At 61.5% G+C, this 21,908-nt stretch carries 21 protein-coding genes and 3 tRNA genes; 15 read left to right on the top strand and 9 right to left on the bottom strand.

The features are described 5' to 3' along the window. Positions 1-126: 126 nt before the first annotated feature. From HU750_RS15535 to HU750_RS15515, 5 genes are all read right to left on the bottom strand, one after another. On the bottom strand, positions 127-1,419 hold the full coding sequence (locus HU750_RS15535; RefSeq protein WP_186680999.1) for a virulence factor family protein: 1,293 nt from the start codon (positions 1,417-1,419) through the stop codon (positions 127-129). Continuing rightward, positions 1,419-4,061, bottom strand: coding sequence for a bifunctional lysylphosphatidylglycerol flippase/synthetase MprF (gene mprF, locus HU750_RS15530; protein WP_186680997.1), 2,643 nt, complete (start codon positions 4,059-4,061; stop codon positions 1,419-1,421). Before mprF ends, HU750_RS15535 begins: the two co-directional genes overlap by 1 nt. Before the next feature lie 265 nt (positions 4,062-4,326). Beyond that, positions 4,327-4,403: transfer RNA gene (locus HU750_RS15525), tRNA-Met, on the bottom strand. Between the two features lie 133 nt (positions 4,404-4,536). Further along, positions 4,537-4,613, bottom strand: a tRNA-Met gene (locus HU750_RS15520). Positions 4,614-4,747: 134 nt separating this feature from the next. After that, positions 4,748-4,824 (bottom strand) — tRNA-Met (locus HU750_RS15515). 221 nt (positions 4,825-5,045) lie between these two features. On the opposite strand from HU750_RS15515, the gene dinB reads away from it, so the two are divergent. After that, a complete protein-coding gene (dinB, locus tag HU750_RS15510) occupies positions 5,046-6,104 on the top strand; it encodes a DNA polymerase IV (RefSeq protein WP_186681034.1) in 1,059 nt (352 codons plus the stop codon). Positions 6,105-6,132: 28 nt separating this feature from the next. Here dinB and HU750_RS15505 read toward each other — a convergent pair whose 3' ends face one another. The 3 genes from HU750_RS15505 to HU750_RS15495 form a co-directional block, all read right to left on the bottom strand. Then, positions 6,133-7,086 (bottom strand): YceB family lipoprotein, encoded by a 954-nt coding sequence (locus HU750_RS15505; protein ID WP_027594678.1) that lies wholly within the window; start codon positions 7,084-7,086, stop codon positions 6,133-6,135. Positions 7,087-7,106: 20 nt separating this feature from the next. Further along, complete coding sequence (locus HU750_RS15500; protein WP_186680995.1) at positions 7,107-8,822, bottom strand: proline--tRNA ligase; 1,716 nt, start codon at positions 8,820-8,822, stop codon at positions 7,107-7,109. 160 nt (positions 8,823-8,982) lie between these two features. Further along, positions 8,983-10,266, bottom strand: coding sequence for an OprD family porin (locus HU750_RS15495; protein ID WP_186680993.1), 1,284 nt, complete (start codon positions 10,264-10,266; stop codon positions 8,983-8,985). A gap of 765 nt (positions 10,267-11,031) precedes the next feature. Between HU750_RS15495 and HU750_RS15490 the strand changes: the two genes are divergently transcribed. Next, the gene (locus HU750_RS15490) at positions 11,032-11,454 is read left to right on the top strand and encodes an HIT domain-containing protein (protein ID WP_186680991.1); all 423 of its coding nucleotides are present in this window, start codon (positions 11,032-11,034) and stop codon (positions 11,452-11,454) included. A gap of 1 nt (position 11,455) precedes the next feature. Beyond that, positions 11,456-11,662: a SlyX family protein gene (locus HU750_RS15485; protein WP_027594674.1), complete on the top strand. Its 207-nt coding sequence runs from the start codon at positions 11,456-11,458 to the stop codon at positions 11,660-11,662. Between the two features lie 39 nt (positions 11,663-11,701). On the opposite strand, the gene HU750_RS27315 is transcribed toward HU750_RS15485, so the two are convergent. Beyond that, positions 11,702-12,295 (bottom strand): cold-shock protein, encoded by a 594-nt coding sequence (locus HU750_RS27315; RefSeq protein ID WP_186680989.1) that lies wholly within the window; start codon positions 12,293-12,295, stop codon positions 11,702-11,704. Between the two features lie 277 nt (positions 12,296-12,572). On the opposite strand from HU750_RS27315, the gene HU750_RS15475 reads away from it, so the two are divergent. The 12 genes from HU750_RS15475 to tolA all read left to right on the top strand — a co-directional run bounded on the left by HU750_RS15475 (position 12,573) and on the right by tolA (position 21,886). Then, positions 12,573-13,046, top strand: coding sequence for a Dps family protein (locus HU750_RS15475; RefSeq protein ID WP_027594672.1), 474 nt, complete (start codon positions 12,573-12,575; stop codon positions 13,044-13,046). A gap of 181 nt (positions 13,047-13,227) precedes the next feature. Then, positions 13,228-13,557: a ribbon-helix-helix domain-containing protein gene (locus HU750_RS15470; protein ID WP_027594671.1), complete on the top strand. Its 330-nt coding sequence runs from the start codon at positions 13,228-13,230 to the stop codon at positions 13,555-13,557. Positions 13,558-13,649: 92 nt separating this feature from the next. Next, positions 13,650-13,871, top strand: coding sequence for an FmdB family zinc ribbon protein (locus tag HU750_RS15465; protein WP_027594670.1), 222 nt, complete (start codon positions 13,650-13,652; stop codon positions 13,869-13,871). Positions 13,872-13,964: 93 nt separating this feature from the next. Then, positions 13,965-15,740: an aspartate--tRNA ligase gene (gene aspS, locus HU750_RS15460; RefSeq protein WP_085272419.1), complete on the top strand. Its 1,776-nt coding sequence runs from the start codon at positions 13,965-13,967 to the stop codon at positions 15,738-15,740. Positions 15,741-15,854: 114 nt separating this feature from the next. Continuing rightward, the gene (locus HU750_RS15455; protein WP_027594668.1) at positions 15,855-16,601 is read left to right on the top strand and encodes a YebC/PmpR family DNA-binding transcriptional regulator; all 747 of its coding nucleotides are present in this window, start codon (positions 15,855-15,857) and stop codon (positions 16,599-16,601) included. Between the two features lie 124 nt (positions 16,602-16,725). Continuing rightward, positions 16,726-17,250, top strand: coding sequence for a crossover junction endodeoxyribonuclease RuvC (gene ruvC / locus HU750_RS15450; protein WP_186680987.1), 525 nt, complete (start codon positions 16,726-16,728; stop codon positions 17,248-17,250). Between the two features lie 109 nt (positions 17,251-17,359). Then, positions 17,360-17,977 (top strand): Holliday junction branch migration protein RuvA, encoded by a 618-nt coding sequence (gene ruvA / locus HU750_RS15445; protein WP_027594666.1) that lies wholly within the window; start codon positions 17,360-17,362, stop codon positions 17,975-17,977. Beyond that, positions 17,974-19,020, top strand: a complete 1,047-nt coding sequence (ruvB, locus tag HU750_RS15440) for a Holliday junction branch migration DNA helicase RuvB (RefSeq protein ID WP_027594665.1) — start codon at positions 17,974-17,976, stop codon at positions 19,018-19,020. Before ruvA ends, ruvB begins: the two co-directional genes overlap by 4 nt. A 124-nt stretch (positions 19,021-19,144) precedes the next feature. Next, the gene (gene ybgC / locus HU750_RS15435; RefSeq protein ID WP_027594664.1) at positions 19,145-19,597 is read left to right on the top strand and encodes a tol-pal system-associated acyl-CoA thioesterase; all 453 of its coding nucleotides are present in this window, start codon (positions 19,145-19,147) and stop codon (positions 19,595-19,597) included. A gap of 2 nt (positions 19,598-19,599) precedes the next feature. Then, positions 19,600-20,295, top strand: coding sequence for a protein TolQ (tolQ, locus tag HU750_RS15430; RefSeq protein ID WP_008090219.1), 696 nt, complete (start codon positions 19,600-19,602; stop codon positions 20,293-20,295). Between the two features lie 14 nt (positions 20,296-20,309). Beyond that, on the top strand, positions 20,310-20,762 hold the full coding sequence (gene tolR, locus HU750_RS15425) for a protein TolR (protein ID WP_186680985.1): 453 nt from the start codon (positions 20,310-20,312) through the stop codon (positions 20,760-20,762). Next, the gene (gene tolA / locus HU750_RS15420) at positions 20,762-21,886 is read left to right on the top strand and encodes a cell envelope integrity protein TolA (RefSeq protein ID WP_033694212.1); all 1,125 of its coding nucleotides are present in this window, start codon (positions 20,762-20,764) and stop codon (positions 21,884-21,886) included. The genes tolR and tolA overlap by 1 nt, the downstream gene beginning before the upstream one ends. The last annotated feature ends 22 nt before the right edge of the window (positions 21,887-21,908 follow it).

The raw sequence follows: 21,908 nt of genomic DNA, 5'->3' as shown, positions 1-21,908 counted from the left end.
TGGTGCTTGTTCCGGCCTCTTCGCGGGCAAGCCCGCTCCCACAGGTGCGGCGCTAGACTTAGAGGCTACAGAGTTCGGGTGGGAGCCGGCTTGCCGGCGATTGGGCCGCATGGCGGCCCCTTTCTATCAGTTCTGCTCCGCCACGCTCGACTTGCCCTGGCGCGTCTCGATCTCGCCGATCAGGCGCTTGGCCAGCGCGGGGTAGTTTTCATCGAAGTGGTGCCCCCCCGGTAGCTTCAGTCGCTCACCAACGGCCGTCTTGTCGGTGCAGCCGCTTTCGTCGGTCTCTTCCACGCCGTAGACGCACACCACTTTGGACGCTGGCAGCTTGGCCATTTCTGGGCCGGTTGGCGCCTCCTGGCCTTCTTTGCCCAGCCAGCCCTCGACCTCGATCTCGAAGCTGCCGCTGCGGGCGAAGGCCAGCAGCATCACCGCGTCGATGCGTTGCTGGTCTTCGGCCGGCAGGCGGTTGTAGATGGCGGGCAGCACGTCGGCGCCAAATGAATAACCGGTCAATACAAAACGCTTGGTACCCCATTTCTGACGATAGTGCTGCATCAGTTCCGACAGGTCTGCGGCGCTTTGTTCCGGGGTCTTGTGTTGCCAGTAATAGCGCAAGGTGTCGATGCCGACCACCGGGTAGCCCAGCTTGGCCATTTCCCCGGCAACGTCCCGGTCCAGGTCGCGCCAGCCGCCATCTCCGGACAGGAACAGGGTGACGGTGTCGGTGGTTTGCCCAGCCGGCACCTCGACCACCGGGATGGCCAGGGCGTTGCCGTCATGCCCGACCAAGGCTTGGGTCAGCTGCGATTTGAGTACCTGGGGCAAGTGGATGTCGTAATCGCTGATGCTGGTTTCAGCGTTGGCCTGGTCGCGCACGAAGGCCGCGCTGGCGTCATCCGGGTTGTCGTTCCAGGCGACGTTCCAGTGGCCGTGGGCGGCCGACTTGGGCAGTGTGGCCTGGCAGCCGGGTTGCTCGAGGGTGAAGTCGACGGAAATGGCCCGCGCCTTGTCGTCAGTCTGTGCGGCCAACCAGCGCCAGGCTTGTGCCGCACCCGGGCCGATGCCGGCTACTAGGGTCGGTTTCTCGGCGAGCTGGGTCAGTGCCAGGTCCAGCGCTTGCTGCTGCTTGCTGCAGTCGCTAGGCGGCAGGATCACCTGCACCAGCTGGGCTTCCCCGGCCTGGCTCAGGTCCAGCAACTGCTTGTCGGTCAGGGTCTGGTCCTGGGGGACGCCGATGGCGACCCGGGCTTTGGCGTGCACGCCAGGGGTGACACGGGTGATGTGGGTGTCATTCAGGGTCAATTGCTCAAGGCGCGCCTCAGGGGCCGGGCGCGTCCACAACCAGAAGGCCGCGGCCCCGCCAAGGGCGGCCAGCAGCAGCGCAATCACCAGGTACAGCCAATAGCGTCGGATCATCAGCGTTTCACCAATCCAGTCAGGCCGCCAGCAATCAGGGCGGCAGTGTCGGCCAGTGCCACCAGCGGGTCGAGCCCTGCTGGCACAGCCATGTAACGGGGTTCCCAGTCCGGTTGGAACTTGTCCTTGAAGCGTCGAAGCCCCTGGAAGTTGTAGAGCTGTTCGCCGCGGCGGAACACCATTGAGCCCAGGCGTTGGGTCAACGGCGCGCCACGCCGTGGCTGCAGCCCGGAAAGCGGGACCATGCCCAGGCTGAAACGGCCGTAGTCATGGCTTTTGTAGTGCAGGATCAGGCCGATCATCATGAATTCCATGGTCAGCTTCGGCGCTTCTGGATGGGCGCGCATCAGGTCGAGGCTGGCCAGCTCGTTGCTGTGGGTTTCCAGCAGGTTGGCAAATGCAACGGGCCGGCCCTGGAAGCGAATCAGGGCAATCCGGAAATGCTGCAGGTACTCGGGGCTGAAGCGCCCGAGCGAGAACCCTTTCTCGCGCACGTTCTTGCCGCTGAGCCAGGCATCGGAGATTTCCTTGAGCTCTGCCAGTGGGGCGTGACCGGGCTCATGGATCTCCAGGCTAAGGCCGTCACGGCCGCCACGGTTCCAGGTGTAGCGCAGGTCCTTCATCTCCTTGCCCTTGGCGTCGAGGTCGAAACGGCGCAGGTCGACCCGGGCTTCCTCGCCCAGCTTGAGGGCGGTCAGGCCAATGTCCATATAGAAGGGCAGGTTCTCTGCGCGTACCTGATAGAACACCGGTCGGGCGTGGTGCAGGTCGCACAGGTCACGGAACTGCCAGATCATCTCGGCGCGCTCTTGGGCGGGGCCGATCGGGTCATACAGGGCCACCAGGCTGCGACCGCGACGGGCATACATCAGGAAGGCGTTGTCGCGTGGGTGGAACAGCAAGGCCTTGTCCCCCGTCAGCGCCAGGCCGCCATCGGGCTGGTCGGACGCCAGCAGAATACGATTGGCGCGTTGCAGCTCTTCGTCATCGGGCAGGTGGATGACCGGCGGTGCGGTGCGCAGCAGCCAGGTCAGGGCCACGGCCACCAGCAGCACGGCGCTGCCCATGGCTGCTCGCAGGCCGCGCGGGGCATCGGCATCCAGGGTGAACTGCCACCACAGCTGGTGGCTGTAGGGCACATCCTGGTAGGCAAACAGCAGCAACCACACCGAAGCACCCACCACACAGGCGCTGGCCACCAGGAACACCGGCGAGAAGGGCAGCTCCAGCAAGCGGCTGGGGCGGTAGAAGGAGCGGCGGAACAGGGCAAGCAGGGCAGCCGTGAACGTGAGCAGGCACGCTTCTTCCCAGTCAAAGCCCTTGAGCAGCGACAGCAAGGCACCGACCAGCAGCAATGTGGTGGTCAGCAGCCAGGCCGCCGACAGGCGCCGGCGCAGCCCTTGGGCCAACAGCAGGCAGAGCACGCCGATCAGGCTGGCGCCGAAGTGCGATGCATCGATCAGGCGATGGGGCACCAGAAAACCCATGTGCTCCAGGCGCGTGTCGATCTCCGGCGTGGCACCGGAGAACAGCAGCACGACGCCGGACAGGAACACTAGGATCGACAGCACCGGCGCGGCCAGCCCTGAAGCTACCTTGATCGCCTGTTGCGCGAACAGCAGGCGCCGTGCCTCGTTGGCCAACAACAGCACGCAGGCCAGCAGCAGCGGCAATACCACGTAGATCAGGCGATACAGCAACAAGGCTGCGGCCAGTGGCGCGGCGCCCAACTGGTCGGCAAAGGCTGCCAGCAAGATCGCCTCGAACACCCCGACACCGCCGGGTACATGGCTGAGCACGCCAGCGGCCAAGGCCAGCAGGTACACCAGGATGAACGCGCCAAAGGGCGGTGCTTCGGGCAGCAGCAGGTACAGCACGGTGGCTGCGGCGGCTACGTCCAAGGCAGTGATCAGCAATTGCAGCGCAGCCAGGCGGGCACCCGGCAGGCGCAGCGTGCGGCGGCCCAGTTGCACCAACAGGTTATCGGCCACGGGTTGTTCGGCCAGGCGCCTGCGATAGAGCCCGATCACCAACACTGCAAACAGCACCAGTACAGCAGCAGCGATACCCGCCAACAGGCCCGGCGAAAGGCCCAGCGCCGTGGAGGCGGCGGGCAGATCGCTCAAGGTCGCCAAGGCAGCCAGGGGCGGCAACGCACACCCCAGCGACAGGCTGGCAAAAACGGTCATCCGCGCAACTTCGGCAGCCCCAAGGCCCTGGCGCGCATACAGGCGGTAGCGTACCGAACCACCCGACAGCATCGACAGGCCGATGGCGTTACCGATGGCGAAGGCGCTGAAGCCGCCCAGGACCAGGCTGCGCGCGGGCAGTTTCACGCCGGCATAGCGGCTGGCCGACCATTCGTACCCCAGCAGGATCACGAACCCGACGACTGTCGCCAGCAACGCACCGAGCAACGACTGCGTCGGCACGCTGAGCATGGCATCGTGCAGCGCATAGATGTCCAGCTCGCTCAGCAGGTGGCGGCAGGCAACCAGCGCCATGGCGAATAGTACCAGCGTCACCGCCAGGCCAATGGGCTGACGATAGCGGCTCAAGCGCTCGATCATGGGCAGGCGCTGCGCAGCAGTCGGTAGCGCCGATGCGAGGGGCACCGGAGGTTCAGGGTTGTGGGAAGTCATCGATTGGTACCCCGAGCCGGCAGCGCGAGGTAGGGGAGAGGTGCGGCCAAGTGAAAGTCCCTTAGGAAAACGTATCCAATAGTACTCCGTGCACAGGCGCTTTCAGCGTTCTGGCCGGGTTAAAGATAGTTCATCCTGAGAGGGGTTTCTCAAGCCTGGGGGGCAGGCGAGTGGCAGCTTGGTGCCGTGGCGGTGGAAAACGTGGGGCCATAAAACAACAAACCCCGCGCTGCTGTTACACAGGCGGGGTTTGTTCTGACGAATATGGTTGCGGGAGCCGGATTTGAACCGACGACCTTCGGGTTATGAGCCCGACGAGCTACCAGACTGCTCCATCCCGCGTCAGAGGTGCGCATTCTACAGCTTGTTGAATCTGTGTAAAGCGTTAATTGTTGATTTCTCAACCTTTTTTCTTCTGCATCATTTTCGATGCAAAGAAAAAGGCCACTGCGTTAACAGTGGCCTTCTCTTTGTTTGGTTGCGGGAGCCGGATTTGAACCGACGACCTTCGGGTTATGAGCCCGACGAGCTACCAGACTGCTCCATCCCGCGTCTGTGGGGCGGATTCTACAGTTTATTGACGGTGTGTCAAGCGTTAGCTCTTGATTTATCGTCAATTTTCCACAATGACTTTTTCGAGACCAAAGAAAAAGGCCACTGCGTTAACAGTGGCCTTTTCTCGAATCTGGTTGCGGGAGCCGGATTTGAACCGACGACCTTCGGGTTATGAGCCCGACGAGCTACCAGGCTGCTCCATCCCGCGCCTGTGAGATCGAATTCTACGGATTTCCCGCCCTATGTCAAGCAATATTCCAAGAAAACCCTTTTTCGTTCAAACCCTTAGCGTTTGAGCAAGGCGCGCGGGGCAGGCGCGGCGGGCCTTGCAGGCCAATTGTCGAGGCATGCGCCGTGCAGGCTGTTGCGCCAGAGGGGCCATGCGATACTATCTGTATGAATCTACAGTACTGACGGTCATCCATGTCCTTGCGCAAGATCATCCATGTCGACTGCGATTGCTTCTACGCCGCGATCGAGATGCGTGATGACCCGCGCCTGGCCGGTCGGCCCATGGCGGTCGGCGGGTCGGCCGACCATCGCGGGGTCATCGCCACCTGCAACTATGAAGCCCGTGCCTATGGCGTGCGCTCGGCCATGTCCTCGCGCCATGCGCTCAAGCTGTGCCCTGACTTGTTGATCGTCAAACCCCGTTTTGAAGCCTATCGCGAGGCATCGCGTGAGATTCACGCCATTTTTCGCGATTACACCGAGCTGATCGAGCCCTTGTCGCTGGATGAAGCTTACCTGGATGTCAGCGACAGCCAGTGGTACGCCGGTAGCGCGACACGGATTGCCGAGGACATTCGCCGGCGCGTCGCCCGTACCTTGCATATCACGGTGTCGGCGGGTGTCGCCCCCAACAAGTTCCTGGCCAAGATCGCCAGTGACTGGCGTAAGCCTAATGGCCTGTTCGTCATCACCCCGGGGGAGGTCGAGGCGTTTGTCGCGGCCTTGCCTGTCGCCCGGTTACATGGGGTGGGCAAGGTCACGGCGGACAAGCTGGCGCGGTTGGGTATCGATACCTGCCTGGACCTGCGCGCGTGGTCCCGCCTGGCCCTGGTGCGTGAGTTCGGCAGTTTTGGTGAGCGGCTTTGGGGGCTGGCGAGGGGTATTGATGAGCGTGCTGTGCACAATGACAGCCGCAGGCAATCGGTCAGCGTGGAAAATACCTACGATACCGATCTGCCGGACCTGGCCAGTTGCCTGGAGCGTCTTCCTGCGTTGCTCGACAGCCTTAATGAACGCATTGCCCGCATGGACAGCAGCTATCGGCCAGACAAGCCTTTCGTCAAGGTCAAGTTCCATGACTTCAGCCAGACGACCATGGAGCAGGCGGGGGCAGGCAGGGACCTGGAGAGTTACCGGCAATTAATGAAGCAGGCCTTCGCGCGGGGTGACAAGCCGGTGCGCTTGCTGGGGGTTGGGGTGAGGTTGCGGGATTTGCGCGGTGGGCATGAGCAACTGGAGCTGTTCCCACCTAAATGAACAAGGGCCGCTAAGCGGCCCCTTTCATTTATTGCACCCCTGGGTCAGCTACCAGCCGCCCGGTGGCCTTGGTCAGGGATTGTAGGAATTCCTGCTGCAGTTCCGGATCGTTGCGCGTCAGCTCGATCAGGCTCTGCTCCATTTCACTGGCTTCCTCTTCCAGGCCCAGTTCGGACAGGCGTTTGACCCGGTGCACCCACTGGCTGACATCATCGTCTTCCAGGTCGTCAAAGATCAGCTCATGCGCTTCAAGCAGCTTGTTGCGCAGGGTGGCGCTGACCAGCAGGCTGGCGTCACCGCGCACCGCATTGTCCTCATCGACCACCTGCAGGTGCAGGGTGCCGATGTGGTTGAGGTTCTGCTCGGAGAACGGGCTGTCGAGCAGGTTCAGGCGCAGCACGCCGTTTCTGTCGGTGGTCAGCTCGTGGGTGAGTTTGCCGGCCTTGACTTCGACCAGGCGCTCGCTCCAGGGCAGGCTGGTGGACTCCTCGCGCTGGTCCTTCTGCACTTCGCTGATCCCGGCAAGGTTCTGCTGGGCGCGACCGTTGGACTGCACGTTCATGAACGGGTTAAGCCCCGCCACGCCGTAGCTGAGCCAGTCGTGGGTCACGCTTTCAGGCAGGTTGCCCAAGGCGAACACGTTGACCACGTTGGCACCCACGCCCGCCACTACAGCCACCGCACCCAGTGGGATCTCGTAGATCTCCCGCCAGGGCTGGTAAGGCGTGTAGCGGTCGTAGCGCCGGGTTACTTCGAACTCGGTGACTTCGAAGCGCTTCAGCTCATGCACGCGCACACGTCGTTGCGGCAGCTCCATCACCTTCGGCTCGCCGACATCGATCTGCAGACTGTGTTCGAGCAATTTTCGCTCGACGCGCTCCTCGTGCTCGCTGCGCTGGGACATCTGGTTGGCGCAGCCGCTGATGAGCAGGGCGCCGCACAGTGCGGCGCCCCCCAGGGGAAAGGTACTTCGCTTGGACATGATCACTCGTGCATTGATTATCAGCGGCGAACGCGGGCCTGCAGGAACGACAGCACTTCATTGAGTGGCAGCGCTTGAGCATCCTGTTCGGTGCGGTGCTTGTATTCCAGGTTGCCTTCGGCCAGGCCGCGGTCGCTGACGACGATGCGGTGCGGGATGCCGATCAGCTCCATGTCGGCAAACTTGATGCCTGGGCTGGTCTTCTTGTCGCGGTCATCCAACAGCACTTCGAAGCCGGCGGCGGTCAGTTCGGCGTACAGCTTGTCGGTCGCTTCGCGAACCACGTCGGTTTCATAGCGCAGCGGCACCAGGGCGATCTGGAAAGGCGCCAGGGCGTCGTTCCAGATGATGCCTTTGTCGTCGTAGCTCTGTTCGATGGCGGCGGCGACCACGCGGGACACGCCAATGCCATAGCAACCCATGGACAACACGACAGGCTTGCCGTTCTCGCCCAGTACCTGGCACTTGAGTGCCTCGCTGTACTTGGTGCCGAGCTGGAAGATGTGGCCCACTTCAATGCCGCGCTTGATCACCAGGGTGCCCTGGCCGTCTGGGCTTGGGTCGCCTTCGACGACGTTGCGCAGGTCGGCGACTTGCGGAACCGGCAAGTCGCGCTCCCAGTTGACGCCGAAGTAGTGCTTGTCATCGATGTTGGCGCCGATGCCGAAGTCGCTCATCAGGGCAACCGAACGGTCGATGATGCACTCCAGTGGCAGGTTCAGCGGGCCGAGCGAGCCTGCACCGGCGCCGATGGCGTCGCGCAGTTCAGCTTCGGTCGCCATGACCAGCGGGTCGGCAACCTGTTCCAGCTTGGTGGCCTTGATTTCGTTGAGCTCGTGGTCGCCACGGACGATCAGGGCGATCAGCTTGCCTTCTTCGGCGCCGCGCACGATCAGGGTCTTGACGGTCTTCTCGATCGGCAGGCCGAAGTTTTCGACCAACTGGGCGATGGTCTTGGCGTCCGGCGTGTCGACCAGGCGCAGCTCCTCGGAAGGGGCAGGGCGCACGGTTTCACGCGGGATGGCCTCGGCCTTCTCGATGTTGGCAGCGTAATCGGAGCTGTCGCTGAAGATCACATCGTCTTCACCGGATTCGGCCAGCACGTGGAACTCGTGCGAGTAGCTGCCACCGATGGAGCCGGTGTCGGCTTGCACAGGGCGGAAGTCCAGGCCCAGGCGGGAAAAGATGTTGCTGTACGCCTGGTGCATGCGGTCGTAGGTTTCCTGCAGGGAAGCCTGGTCGGCATGGAAGGAGTAGGCGTCCTTCATGATGAACTCGCGGCCGCGCATCAGGCCGAAGCGTGGGCGGATCTCATCACGGAATTTGGTCTGGATCTGGTACATGTTGAGTGGCAGCTGTTTATAGCTGGACAGCTCGTTACGGGCCAGGTCGGTAATGACTTCTTCGTGGGTCGGGCCGACGCAGAAGTCGCGGTTGTGGCGGTCTTTCAGGCGCAGCAGCTCTGGGCCGTACTGCTCCCAACGGCCGGATTCCTGCCACAGTTCGGCGGGCTGGATGCTGGGCATCAGCACTTCCAGGGCGCCGGCGGCGTTCATTTCCTCGCGTACAACGGCTTCGACCTTGCGCATCACTCGCAAGCCCATCGGCAGCCAGGTGTACAGGCCAGAGGCCAGTTTGCGGATCATGCCGGCGCGCAGCATGAGCTGGTGGCTGATGACCACTGCGTCGGCAGGGGTTTCTTTCTGGGTGGCGAGCAAATATTGACTGGTGCGCATGGTGGGCCGTGTCGATTGCCTAAGACGTTGAAATGACCCCGCATTGTACGGGGGCGAAACGAAGGCGTACAGGATGCCCCAGGGCGTGACACTTGTCAGCCAAGAAAAAGCCCGGCGTGATCGCCGGGCTTTTTCAAGTGCGGGGCACTGCAAGCCAGGCTTACAGGATGCTCAGCGGGTACTCGACGATCAGACGCAGTTCGTCGATCGAGCTCGAACCGTAGTACACACCGTCGCTGGAGCGGTAGGTGGCCTGGCGGACACGGAAGCTCAGGTCTTTCGCTGGGCCGCTCTGCATGACGTACTTGACGTCTACGTCGCGTTCCCATTCCTTACCGTCGTCGGTGGTGCGGGTGGTTGCACCGGTACCGCGTGCGTAACGGGTCATGAAGGTCAGGCCTGGTACGCCGAACTCGGCGAAGTTCAGGTCGTAGCGAGCCTGCCAGGATTTCTCGTCTTCGGCGTTGAAGTCGGAACGGGCGATGGAGTTGGCCAGGAACACGGTGCCGCCGCCGTCCACGCCGTAGGCGTAGTCACCGTCGCCGCTGACTTTCTGGTAGGCCAGGGTGAAGGTGTGGGCGCCGATGTTGTAGGCAGCCGACAGGCTGGCTGCGATGTTGTCGAGCTCGTTGGTGCCGTCGGACTTGGTGACGAATGCACCGGTGCGGTTGGCGCCGATCGACTTGGTGTCATAGATGTTGAAGTCGAACACCAGGCCTTGATTGTCGCTGATCGGCAGCGCCCAGTTGATGTTGCCGTACCACTTACGGAAGTGATCTTCGATGTGCGAGTAGTAAACGCTGGTGCTGAGGCTGTCAGTGAACGCGTAGGTACCGCCGAAGATGTTGGCTTCGGTCAGGTTCAGGCTGTCATGGTAGGTCTGAGCCTGGGCGTTCATGGCGGTGAAGTGACCGGCGTTCAGGGTCAGGCCATTGATCTCGTTGCTGGTGATCAAGCCGCCTTCGGCAACTTCCGGCAGCAAGCGGCTGTCGTCAGTGGCGAATACTGGCATGGCGGTGAACTGGTCACCGAACTTCAGCACGGTATTGGAGATGCGCATTTTTACAGCGCCGCCGCCTTCGGAGTAATCATCCTGCGAACGGCCGTCGGAGCCTTGTGGGAACAGGCCGGTGCCGGCGCGACCTTTGCCGCTGTCCAGTTTCAGGCCGAGCATGCCGATGGCGTCGACGCCGAAGCCTACGGTGCCTTGGGTGAAGCCCGATTCGTAAGTGCCGAGGAAACCAAGGCCGGTTTCTTCCACGCGGCTTTGACTGCCGGCTGGGTTGTTGCGGAAGTCACGGCTGAAGTACAGCATGCGAGTTTTAACGTTCAGCTGGCTGTCTTCGATGAAACCCTTGGACTCGTCTTGTGCAGAGGCGAAAGCCAATTGCGAGGTCCCTGCCGAAACGGCCAGGGCGATCATGCTCCACTTCATCACGCGCATCGTGATTTGCTCCTTTGGTTTTTTAGGAAGAGTACCGCTGCGCCCAAGTCTTTTAGTTATATGGGGCAGCTCTTTCTTGTTATGTCGGCGGAAATGTATAACACGCTGACTGTTGTTGGCGATATGGGCATATCCAAGGTTTCGGGAACTTTATGGCCATGTCGCTTTCAGGTATTTCCATGTCGCAAATCACGTCCCGGATTCCCGGGTCGTACAACGCCAGCGCTGTTCCTGTCACCGTAACGAATCTGTAACTACAGGTTCCGGTTAGGGAAACTCCCTGGTGTATCCAAAGCGGCTGTTGTTATTTGTTGCGTACATCGCTTGATGCAGATGTCGTGCCGACTTGGCGGGAGAGGAATGCAACAAGCGTGCTCAAAATTACCACCGGTTCATGAAATTTTCACAAATGGGGCTGCCGAAGGTCGGAAAGTACCGTAAATACGGGGCGGGGCTTGTCTGATGGTGTGCCACAACACGGGCGGTTTTCAAATTCAAAACCTGCCATAAAAGTCAATGTGTTACCGGCAACTGTTCATGCGGAGTCATTCGTGTGGGTAAAAGCGTAGTGGTGTGCTCGTTTGCGGCCTCATTTTGGTGCGAAAAGTAGCGGTGTGTTACCGCGACTGTGCAGGCAGCAGGTATTCATGAACTTAAAGTGTGCAGTGCCGGGCTGCTGCTGCATGCCGGCGTGCGCGAAGCAAGGTATCCTTGCGCAATGTTCCCGTGTCTCACGGGCCCGTTATCGAGTATTGGAGGTTGGCAGTGGTTGAGATGGATTCGCGTTTGCAGCAAGACACATTTGTACTTGGAGACTTCCCGTTGTGCCGTGTGTTGCTCAGCAAAGACGCCAATTACCCCTGGTTCATCCTGGTGCCTCGTCGCCCTGGGGTGAGCGAATTGTTCGACTTGAGCCAGGAAGACCAGGTGCAGTTGTGGAAAGAAACCTCGTACTTGGCTGAGGCGCTGAAGGGCGAATTCAAGGCTGACAAGATGAACGTTGCCACCCTGGGTAACGTTGTCAGCCAGATGCACATGCACGTCATTGTCCGTCACACGCATGACGCCGCTTGGCCAGCGCCGGTATGGGGCAAAGTGCCCGCCGTCGAGTATGCGCCGGGGCAAGTCGACGCCATTGGTCAGCGCCTGCGCGCGCTGCTCAACGATGACTATCAGCAGGTGGCCTGAAGTGTCCTCTGAATCGCGAATCATCGAGCTGGAAACCCGCCAGGCCTTCCAGGACGACACGCTTCAGGCGCTCAATGATGTAGTGGTCGAGCAAGGGCGTGTGATCGAGCGCCTGCAACTGCAGATGGCCGAGCTGCTCAAGCGTTACGAAGAAATGGTGGGGCAATACGGCAGCGAAGGTGAAGAGGCGCCGCCCCCTCATTATTGAGTTGAGGCAGCCCTGGCCTTGCACCAGGGCTGCACACGGTCAGCGACGGGTTACCGCGACCACATCTTCGGCCTGCAGGCCTTTGTCACGGTGCATGACCGAAAACTCGACGCGTTGGCCTTCGACCAGAATGCGGTGGCCTTCGCCGCGGATGGCGCGGAAGTGCACAAAGATGTCATCGCCCGAATCGCGGGAAATGAAGCCAAAGCCTTTGGACGTGTTGAACCACTTGACGGTGCCCGTATCGCGGTTGCCGGCCTCCAAGGGGGCGCTTTGGTTGGTGCGGGCTTTTCGGTTGGCTCGGGCGAAGCCCGCAGCCAGGTGCAGCGCCACGGCCAATGCCGCGCAGACCAGGGCGGCCAGGTTGCCCATCTCGGGGCGAGCCAGCAGCGTCAGGGTCTGCAATACCACGGCCACCACCAGCAAGGCGCAAGCCAGGTGCTGCAATTGTTGCCGGGCGCCTCGGTAATACAGCGGCACGACCGGGGCCAATACCAGGTTAAGCAGGCCGAGCAGTGCCAGGTAGACCGCGTCGGGTTGCTGCAGGAAGGGTGTTGCGTCGGTTTTCAGGCTGGGTATGAGCGATAGCAGCAAAGCCGCTACGCCCGTCACCAGATGGACGATCTTGAACATGGGTTGGCTCACAGTTGACAAGCTGATCACAGGAAGAGCTGGCGACACGGTGCGCATGAGGTGTAAAGCGCGAACACGTGATGGGCCAGCCTATGCACCCGGCAATAACAGTCCGCACGGGTGGCACCCTGCCTATTTAACAGCAAAGGCGCAGGCTACTCAAACCGCAGGCCGCCACAGCCGATGTGTTGCGCCATGTCACAGGCGGGTTGCGCCAAGTGTTGATACAGTTGGAAGGGCCTGCTTGATCATCAAGCCTTATGGAAAGGGGAACTTCATGGCAATTGATATCGGTATCAGTGAGGAAGATCGCAAGTCCATCGTCGATGGGCTGTCCCGCCTGTTGTCGGATACCTACGTGCTGTATCTGAAAACCCATAACTTTCACTGGAACGTCACCGGTCCGTCGTTCCGTACCCTGCACCTGATGTTCGAAGAGCAATACAACGAGCTGGCGCTGGCGGTGGACTCGATTGCCGAGCGGATCCGTGCCTTGGGCTTCCCGGCACCGGGGTCCTATGCTTTTTATGCGCGGCATTCTTCGATCAAGGAAGAGGAGGGCGTGCCGGCCGCGGAGGAGATGATCCGTCAGCTGGTGCAGGGCCAGGAGGCGGTCGTGCGCACCGCGCGCAGCATCTTCCCGGTGGTGGACAAGGTCAGCGATGAACCGACCGCCGACCTGTTGACTCAGCGTATGCAGGTGCACGAGAAGACCGCCTGGATGCTGCGCGTCTTGCTGGACGGTCAATAGTCGCCGCGTAGCGTCAGAAGCGTCTGAAAAGCCCGGCTGCCGGCAGTGCAGCCGGGCTTTTTGCGTTTCTGCGGGAAGGTTTTGCCGCTGCTTCGAAGGCGCAGGCTGGCGCTTCATGGTTGCCCTAGGGCCCCGGGTACAGGGGCAATGGCAGTCGCGATGGAGTGGCCGGATGGTAGGCATGATGCAACAAGACAAGCGAGGCGGTGGTCAGGGGCGTTGGCCGGGCAAGCAATGCGTTGACCCCTTCAAGGCCGACTTCGACATGCTACAGATCAGGCCGGTGTCGCGCTCGGTCCGGCTCAACGGGTTTTCCACCTGCCTGCGCCTGGAAGCGGTCTACTGGGGGATCCTGGAGCGTATCGCCGAGGCCAACCGCTGCTCGGTCAGCGCGGTGTTGTCCTACGTGGACCGCGAGGTGCATCTGCGCCAGGGCGGGGTGCGCAACTTCAGTGGCCTGATTCGCGTTATCTGCGTCGCCTGGTTGCTTGATCCGCCGAGTGCACGCTGATCGCCAGGCGGGCTGCGCAGTGCTTGCTAACCATATATAATCCCGCTTTTTGCTGCCCCAGCAGCCAGTGTTATGGTTGACGAGAGACACCCATGCCCCTTTATGACTATCAATGTGCGTCCTGCGAGCACCGCATGGAAGTGCTGCAGAAGATCAGCGCTGCGCCGCTGACCGATTGCCCGGCCTGTCAGGCGCCGGCACTGAAGAAGCTGCTGTCGGTACCCGGCTTTCGTCTGAGCGGCACCGGCTGGTACGAAACCGACTTCAAGACCGGGGCCAAAAAGAACCTTGCAGGCGGCGACAAAGCCGACTGAGTTGAATGCTGTGACCGGGTCTTGCAGTATTAGCCCTCTGGGCGGCCAAGGCCTCCACCGAATACACGAATCACGAGAAGCGAAACCACCATCATGATGCGCAGCCATTATTGCGGCCAACTGAACGAGAGCCTGGACGGCCAGGAAGTCACCCTTTGCGGCTGGGTCCATCGTCGCCGCGACCACGGCGGGGTGATCTTCCTCGACATCCGTGACCGCGAGGGCATGGCCCAGGTCGTATTCGACCCCGATCGCGCCGAAACCTTCGCCGCCGCCGACCGTGTGCGCAGCGAATACGTCGTGCAGATCACCGGCAAGGTACGCCGCCGTCCGGAAGGCGCGGTCAACCCGAACATGGCTTCCGGTGGCATCGAAGTCCTGGGCTACGAGCTGCAAGTGCTCAACGAGGCTGAAACGCCGCCGTTCCCGCTCAACGAATACTCCGACGTTGGCGAGGAAACCCGCCTGCGCTACCGCTTCATCGACCTGCGTCGCCCGGAAATGGCCGACAAGCTGCGCCTGCGTTCGCGTATCACCAGCAGCATCCGTCGCTTCCTCGACGAGAACGGCTTCCTCGACGTCGAGACGCCGATCCTCACCCGTGCCACGCCAGAAGGCGCGCGCGACTACCTGGTACCGAGCCGTACCCACGCAGGCAGCTTCTTCGCCCTGCCGCAGTCGCCTCAGCTGTTCAAGCAGCTGCTGATGGTGGCCGGTTTCGACCGCTACTACCAGATCGCCAAGTGCTTCCGTGACGAAGACCTGCGTGCTGACCGCCAGCCGGAATTCACCCAGATCGACATCGAGACCAGCTTCCTCGATGAGTCCGAGATCATGGGCCTCACCGAGAGCATGATCCGCAAGCTGTTCAAGGAAGTCCTGGACCTGGAGTTCGGTGAATTCCCGCACATGACCTTCGAAGAAGCCATGCGCCGTTACGGTTCCGACAAGCCAGACCTGCGTAACCCGCTGGAGCTGGTCGACGTTGCCGATCAGCTCAAGGATGTCGACTTCAAGGTATTCGCCGGCCCGGCCAACGATCCGAAGTGCCGCGTTACCGCCCTGCGCGTGCCAGGCGCCGCCAGCATGCCGCGCAGCAAGATCGACGAGTACACCAAGTTCGTCGGCATCTACGGTGCCAAAGGCCTGGCGTACATCAAGGTCAACGAGCGCGCCAAAGGTGTTGAAGGCCTGCAGTCGCCGATCGTCAAGAACATCCCTGAGGCTAACCTGAACGTGATCCTCGATCGCGTTGGCGCGGTCGATGGCGACATCGTCTTCTTCGGTGCCGACAAGTTCAAGATCGTCAGCGAGGCCCTGGGCGCACTGCGCATCAAGGTCGGCAACGACTTCAACCTGCACACCTGCGAGTGGGCACCGATGTGGGTCGTCGACTTCCCGATGTTCGAAGAGAACGAAGACGGCAGCTTTACCGCGCTGCACCACCCGTTCACCGCGCCGAAGTGCTCGCCAGAAGAGCTCGAGGCCAACCCGGCCACAGCCCTATCCCGTGCCTACGACATGGTCCTGAACGGTACTGAGCTGGGTGGCGGTTCGATCCGTATCCACCGCAAAGAGATGCAACAGGCGGTGTTCCGTCTGCTGGGTATCGAAGCGGCGGAACAGGAAGAGAAGTTTGGCTTCCTGCTCGACGCCCTGAAGTTCGGTGCACCGCCTCACGGTGGCCTGGCCTTCGGCCTGGACCGCCTGGTCATGCTGATGACCGGCGCCCAGTCGATCCGTGAAGTGATCGCCTTCCCGAAAACCCAGAGCGCTGCCTGCGTCATGACCCAAGCCCCAGGCATGGTCGACGCCAAGGCCTTGCGCGAGCTGCACATCCGCCTGCGCGAACAGACCAAGGTCGAGTAAGCGGGCCCCCGGCGCATCCAGATGGATGCGCCTTTGCGTTACGGCGCAGGTATTTTTGTCGTTGCGCCCCGTCAGGGGCGCAACTGTTTGTGTTTCAAAGAATTTGGAGTCGTTATGGCTGGTCATTCCAAGTGGGCGAACATCAAGCACCGCAAAGAGCGCCAGGATGCCAAGAGAGGCAAGATCTTCACCAAGTGGATTCGCGAGCTGACCGTTGCCGCCAAGCAAGGCGGTGGTGACCCGGCGTCCAACCCGCGTCTGCGCCTGGCCCTGGACAAGGCGCTCGGCGCCAACATGAGCCGCGATATCATCGACCGTGCCGTGGCCCGTGGTGCTGGCACCAACGAAAGCGACAACGTCGAAGAGCTCAGCTACGAGGGTTACGGCCCAGGTGGCGTGGCGATCATGGTCGAGGCCATGACCGACAACCGCAACCGTACCGCGGCTGCCGTGCGTCATGCCTTCACCAAGTGTGGCGGCAACCTCGGTACCGACGGTTCGGTGGCTTACCTGTTCGAGCGCAAGGGCCAGATCAGCTTCGCGCCGGGCGTTGATGAAGACGCCTTGATGGAAGCCGCGATGGAGGCCGATGCCGACGACGTCGTCGCCAATGACGATGGTTCGTTCGACGTCTTCACCTCGTTCAACAGCTTCTATGCCGTGCGTAATGCCCTGGAAGAGGCTGGCTTCAAGGCCGATGACGCCGAAATCGTCATGCAGCCGACCACCAGTGCCGAACTGGATCAGGAAGGTGCGGAGAAGGTGATCAAGCTGATCGACATGCTTGAAGACCTGGATGATGTGCAGAACGTCTATTCCAATGCGCAGATTTCCGACGAGATCATGGAAAAACTCGGCTAAGGTTTTCCTTTGGCCTTTGCGGCCATTCGCGGGCAAGCCCGCTCCCACAGCTACCGCACGGTTCCTGTGGGAGCGGGCTTGCCCGCGAATGGCCACTACTGATTGCAACAACATTGCAGGCGTTATGACTCTGATTCTTGGTATCGACCCCGGCTCGCGCATCACCGGGTATGGCGTTGTGCGCCAGACCACCCGTGGTTGCGAGTACGTGGCGTCGGGTTGTATCCGCACGGGCAGTGGTGAGTTGCACGAACGTCTGCAGATTGTCTTTCGCGGTGTCAGTGAGATCATCAAGCTGCACGAGCCGGTGACCATGGGCATCGAACGGGTGTTCATGGCCCGCAACCCCGACTCGGCGCTCAAGCTCGGCCAGGCCCGCGGTGCGGCAATCGTCGCCGCCGCCGAGGCCGGCCTGGAAATCGCCGAATACAGTGCCACCCAGGTCAAGCAGGCCGTGGCGGGTACGGGTGGGGCCAACAAGGAGCAAGTGATGATGATGGTCATGCACCTGCTCAAACTCACGAAGAAGCCGCAGATCGACGCCTCCGACGCCCTGGCCATCGCCCTGTGCCATGCCCACACCCGCTCCAGCCTGGTACCGCACGGCCTGGCCACGGCACGGCGTCGCGGCGGGCGCTTGCGTCTGTAGTCGCTTCATGCGGTGATACACATTTTGTTCAGGTGAAGCGTTCACCTGAGGCATTTGCTGATAGGGTTGAGCGGTCTTTGATCGGCTCCCCAAGAGGAAGGATCGGAACGTGATTGGACGTTTGCGCGGCACCCTGGCGGAAAAGCAACCGCCACACCTGATTATCGACGTCAATGGCGTGGGCTATGAGCTGGAAGTGCCCATGACCACCCTGTATCGCCTGCCCAAGGTCGGCGAAACGGTTACCGTGCATACCCACCTGGTGGTGCGCGAAGACGCGCACCTGCTCTACGGGTTCCACGAAAAGCGCGAGCGTGAACTGTTCCGCGAACTCATTCGCCTCAATGGTGTTGGGCCGAAGCTGGCGCTGGCCTTGATGTCGGGCCTGGAAGCCGACGAGCTGGTGCGCTGCGTGCAGGCACAGGACACCTCGGCCCTGGTGCGCGTACCCGGTGTCGGCAAGAAGACCGCCGAGCGTTTGCTGGTCGAACTCAAGGACCGCTTCAAGGCCTGGGAAACTTCACCGGCCATGTTCACCCTGGTGTCGGACGGGCCGGTGCCGGTCAGCAGTGCCTCCACGGCCGAGGCCGATGCCGTCAGTGCACTGGTTTCCCTGGGCTACAAGCCGCAGGAAGCCAGCAAGGCAGTGTCCGCCATCAAGGACAAGGCAGGCCTGAGCAGTGAAGAGCTGATCCGCGCCAGCCTTAAAGGGATGATTACCAAGTGATCGAAGCCGACCGTCTGATCGCCGCCAGTGGGCGTGACCGCGAAGAGGTCCAGGACCGCGCGATCCGCCCCCTGCGCCTGGACGAATACATCGGGCAGCCGGTGGTGCGTGAGCAAATGTCGCTGTTCATTCAGGCGGCCCGCGGTCGCAGCGAATCACTCGACCATACCTTGATCTTTGGCCCGCCCGGCTTGGGTAAGACCACCTTGGCCAACATCATCGCTCACGAGATGGGCGTTTCGGTCAAGAGCACCTCGGGGCCGATCCTCGAGCGCCCGGGTGACCTGGCGGCGATGCTGACCAACCTCGAACCCCATGATGTGCTGTTCATCGACGAAATTCACCGGCTTTCACCGGTGGTCGAAGAAGTGCTCTACCCCGCGATGGAAGACTTCCAGCTCGACATCATGATCGGCGAAGGGCCCGCAGCCCGCTCGATCAAGCTCGACTTGCCGCCGTTCACCTTGGTGGGTGCCACCACCCGCGCCGGCATGCTGACCAACCCTTTGCGTGACCGCTTCGGCATCGTCCAGCGCCTGGAGTTTTACAGCGACAAGGACCTGGCAACCATCGTCAGCCGCTCCGCTGGCATTCTGGGCCTGGTCATCGAAGACCAGGGCGCCTTCGAGATTGCCCGCCGTGCCCGTGGCACGCCGCGTATCGCCAACCGCCTGCTGCGCCGTGTGCGCGACTATGCCGAAGTGCGCGGCAAGGGCCAGATCACCAAGGCTGTGGCCGACCTGGCGCTGAACCTGCTGGACGTCGACGAGCGTGGTTTCGACCATTCCGACCGCCGCCTGCTGTTGACCATGATCGAGAAGTTCGACGGTGGCCCGGTGGGGGTAGACAACCTCGCCGCCGCCATCAGTGAAGAGCGTCATACCATCGAAGACGTGCTTGAACCCTACCTGATCCAGCAGGGTTACATCATGCGTACGCCGCGCGGCCGTGTGGTCACCCGGCATGCCTACCTGCACTTTGGCCTGAATGTTCCTGGGCGTTTGGGGGAGGGTGGTGATTTTTCCGAGCCAGGCGATGAATGACAGATCAAAACCGGCTTTTTGTGGTCCTACCGCTGGCATGCCCTCGGCGCGCTGGCAATAAGACATTAATGAGAAAAAACAGTTGCCGCAGCGGATTGGCAAGCTGAGGAGTAAGCACTAGAGTATGCGCGCGCAAAATCAGCTCGAACCGTTCGCCCACCGTTGTCGCGTCTACTACGAAGACACCGATGCGGGCGGCGTGGTGTATTACGTCAACTACCTGAAATTCATGGAGCGCGCGCGTACCGAGCGGCTGCGGCACCTGGGCTTTTCCCAGTTGCAGTTGGCCGGGGAGAACCTGCTGTTCGTGGTCCATTCCAGCGAGGCGCGCTACCACGCGCCGGCGCGGTTGGACGATGAACTGCGGGTGACCGCGCAAGTACTTGAACTCAATCGTGCCAGCCTGCGCTTCGTGCAGCAGGTCTGGCGGGAAAAGGATGAAACGCTGCTCTGCGAGGGGCAGTTCCTGGTGGCCGCCGTGCGCGCCGACACTTTCAAACCCCGAGCCATACCCCCCAAGCTGCGCGACGCCTTTATGGCGGACGGCTCGGGTACTCAATCGAATGCAGGAGAATAAGCGTGGAAGCTAACGTCGTCGACCATACCTCCATGTGGAGTCTGGTCAGCAATGCCAGCGTGGTAGTACAGCTGGTAATGCTGATCCTTGTGGCCGCCTCGGTCACCTCATGGATCATGATCTTCCAGCGCAGCACCATGCTGCGCGCCGGTCGTCGAGCGCTGGATGCCTTCGAGGAGCGTTTCTGGTCGGGTATCGACCTGTCCAAGCTGTACCGTCAGGCCGGCAGCAACCCAGACCCGGATTCGGGTGTGGAGCAGGTCTTCCGTGCAGGCTTCAAAGAGTTCTCGCGCCTGCGTCAGCAGCCGGGTGTAGACCCGGATGCGGTCATGGAAGGCGTTGGCCGAGCCATGCGCGTGGCCATCTCGCGTGAGGAAGAAAAGCTCGAGCAGAGCCTGCCGTTCCTCGCCACTGTCGGTTCGACCAGCCCATACATCGGCCTGTTCGGTACCGTATGGGGCATCATGAACTCCTTCCGCGGCCTGGCCAGCGCCCAGCAAGCCACCCTGGCCACGGTTGCCCCCGGTATTGCCGAAGCGTTGATCGCCACGGCGATCGGCCTGTTCGCAGCAATCCCAGCCGTTATCGCGTACAACCGTTTCGCCGCGCGCAGCGAAGTGCTGATCGGTCGTTACTACACCTTCGCCGACGAGTTCCAGGCGATCCTGCACCGCAAAGTGCACACCAGCGAAGAGTAATCAGGTAGAAGCCCATGGCCCGAGTTCGCCACAAACGCAAGCCGGTCGCCGAGATGAACGTGGTGCCCTACATCGACGTGATGCTGGTGCTGCTGGTCATCTTCATGGTGACGGCCCCAATGCTCAACCAGGGCGTGAAGGTCGACCTGCCCAAGGTTTCCAGTGAAGCCTTGCCGCAGGACAACAACGTCCAGATCCTCACCATTTCCATCATGGCCGACAAGACCTACTACTGGAACCTCGGCAGCGAAGTCGATACCGACAAGCAGATGGACAAGGCCATGACCTTGCCCGACATGACCAACGCAGTGACCAAGATCATTGCCGCCGGCCGTGACCAGGGCAAGCAGACACAGGTCTTCATTCGTGGCGACAAGGCTGTCGACTACGGCGCGGTCATGGGTGCCATGGGCGGGTTGCAGAAGGCCGGTGTCGGTAACGTTGGCCTGATTACCGAGGCGCCCTGATGCAACAGCGAGAGCCATCCGCCTCGGAAAGCTACTTCTGGCCCAGTGTCTGGGCCATCGGTCTGCACGTGCTGGTGTTCGGCATGCTGTTCGTCAGTTTTGCCATGACGCCTGAACTGCCGCCTTCCAAGCCGATCGTCCAGGCTACCCTGTATCAGCTGAAGTCCAAGAGCCAGGCGACTACCCAGACCAATCAGAAGATTGCCGGGGAAGCGAAGAAAACCGCCTCGCGCCAGACCGAAGTCGAGCAGCTGGAACAGAAGAAGGTCGAGCAAGAGGCCGTGAAGGCCGCGGAACAAAAGAAAGCCGACGCCGCTCAAAAGGCCGAAGAGGCTCGCGAAGCCGCCGAGGCCAAGAAGGCTGAAGCCGCTGAAGCCAAGAAGGCTGAGGAGGCTGCCAAGGCCACCGAGGCCAAGAAAGCCGCCGAAGCCAAGAAAGCCGAGGAGGCGAAGAAGGCCGCCGAGAAACAGCAGGCCGACATCGCCAAGAAGAAGGCTGAGGAAGAGGCCAAGAAGAAAGCCGACGAGGAGGCCAAGAAAGAGGCCGCCGAAGAAGCGAAAAAGCAAGCCGCCGAGGACGCCAAGAAAAAGGCAGCCGAAGAGGCCAAGAAGAAAGCAGCCGAGGACGCCAAGAAGAAAGCGGCGGCCGAGGACGCGAAGAAGAAGGCAGCTGAAGAGGCCAAGAAAAAGGCCGCTGCAGACGCCCAGAAGAAAAAGGCACAGGAAGCGGCCCGCAAGTCGGCGGAAGACAAGAAAGCCCAGGCCCTGGCCGAGCTGTTGTCCGACACCACAGAGCGGCAGCAGGCACTGGCTGACGAGCAAGGCGACCAGGTGGCCGGCAGTTTCGACGACCTGATCCGTTTGCGAGCGGCCGAAGGCTGGGCGCGTCCGCCTTCCGCGCGTAAGGGCATGACGGTGGTCCTGCAGATCAACATGTTGCCAGATGGCACCATCACCAATGCCAGCGTTCTGCGCTCCAGTGGCGACGGTCCGTTCGACAGTTCGGCGGTGGCAGCAGTGAAGAACATCGGTCGTCTGACCGAAATGCAGGGTATGAAGCCGAGCGATTTCAATCAGTATCGTTCGTTCAAGATGACATTTACACCTGAGGATCTAGCGTTGTGATTAAACGTCTGAGAGGACTGCT

Source organism: Pseudomonas sp. SWRI50 (assembly GCF_014269095.1).
Taxonomy (GTDB): Bacteria; Pseudomonadota; Gammaproteobacteria; order Pseudomonadales; family Pseudomonadaceae; genus Aquipseudomonas; species Aquipseudomonas kermanshahensis.
This window is presented reverse-complemented; position numbering and strand designations above follow the sequence as displayed.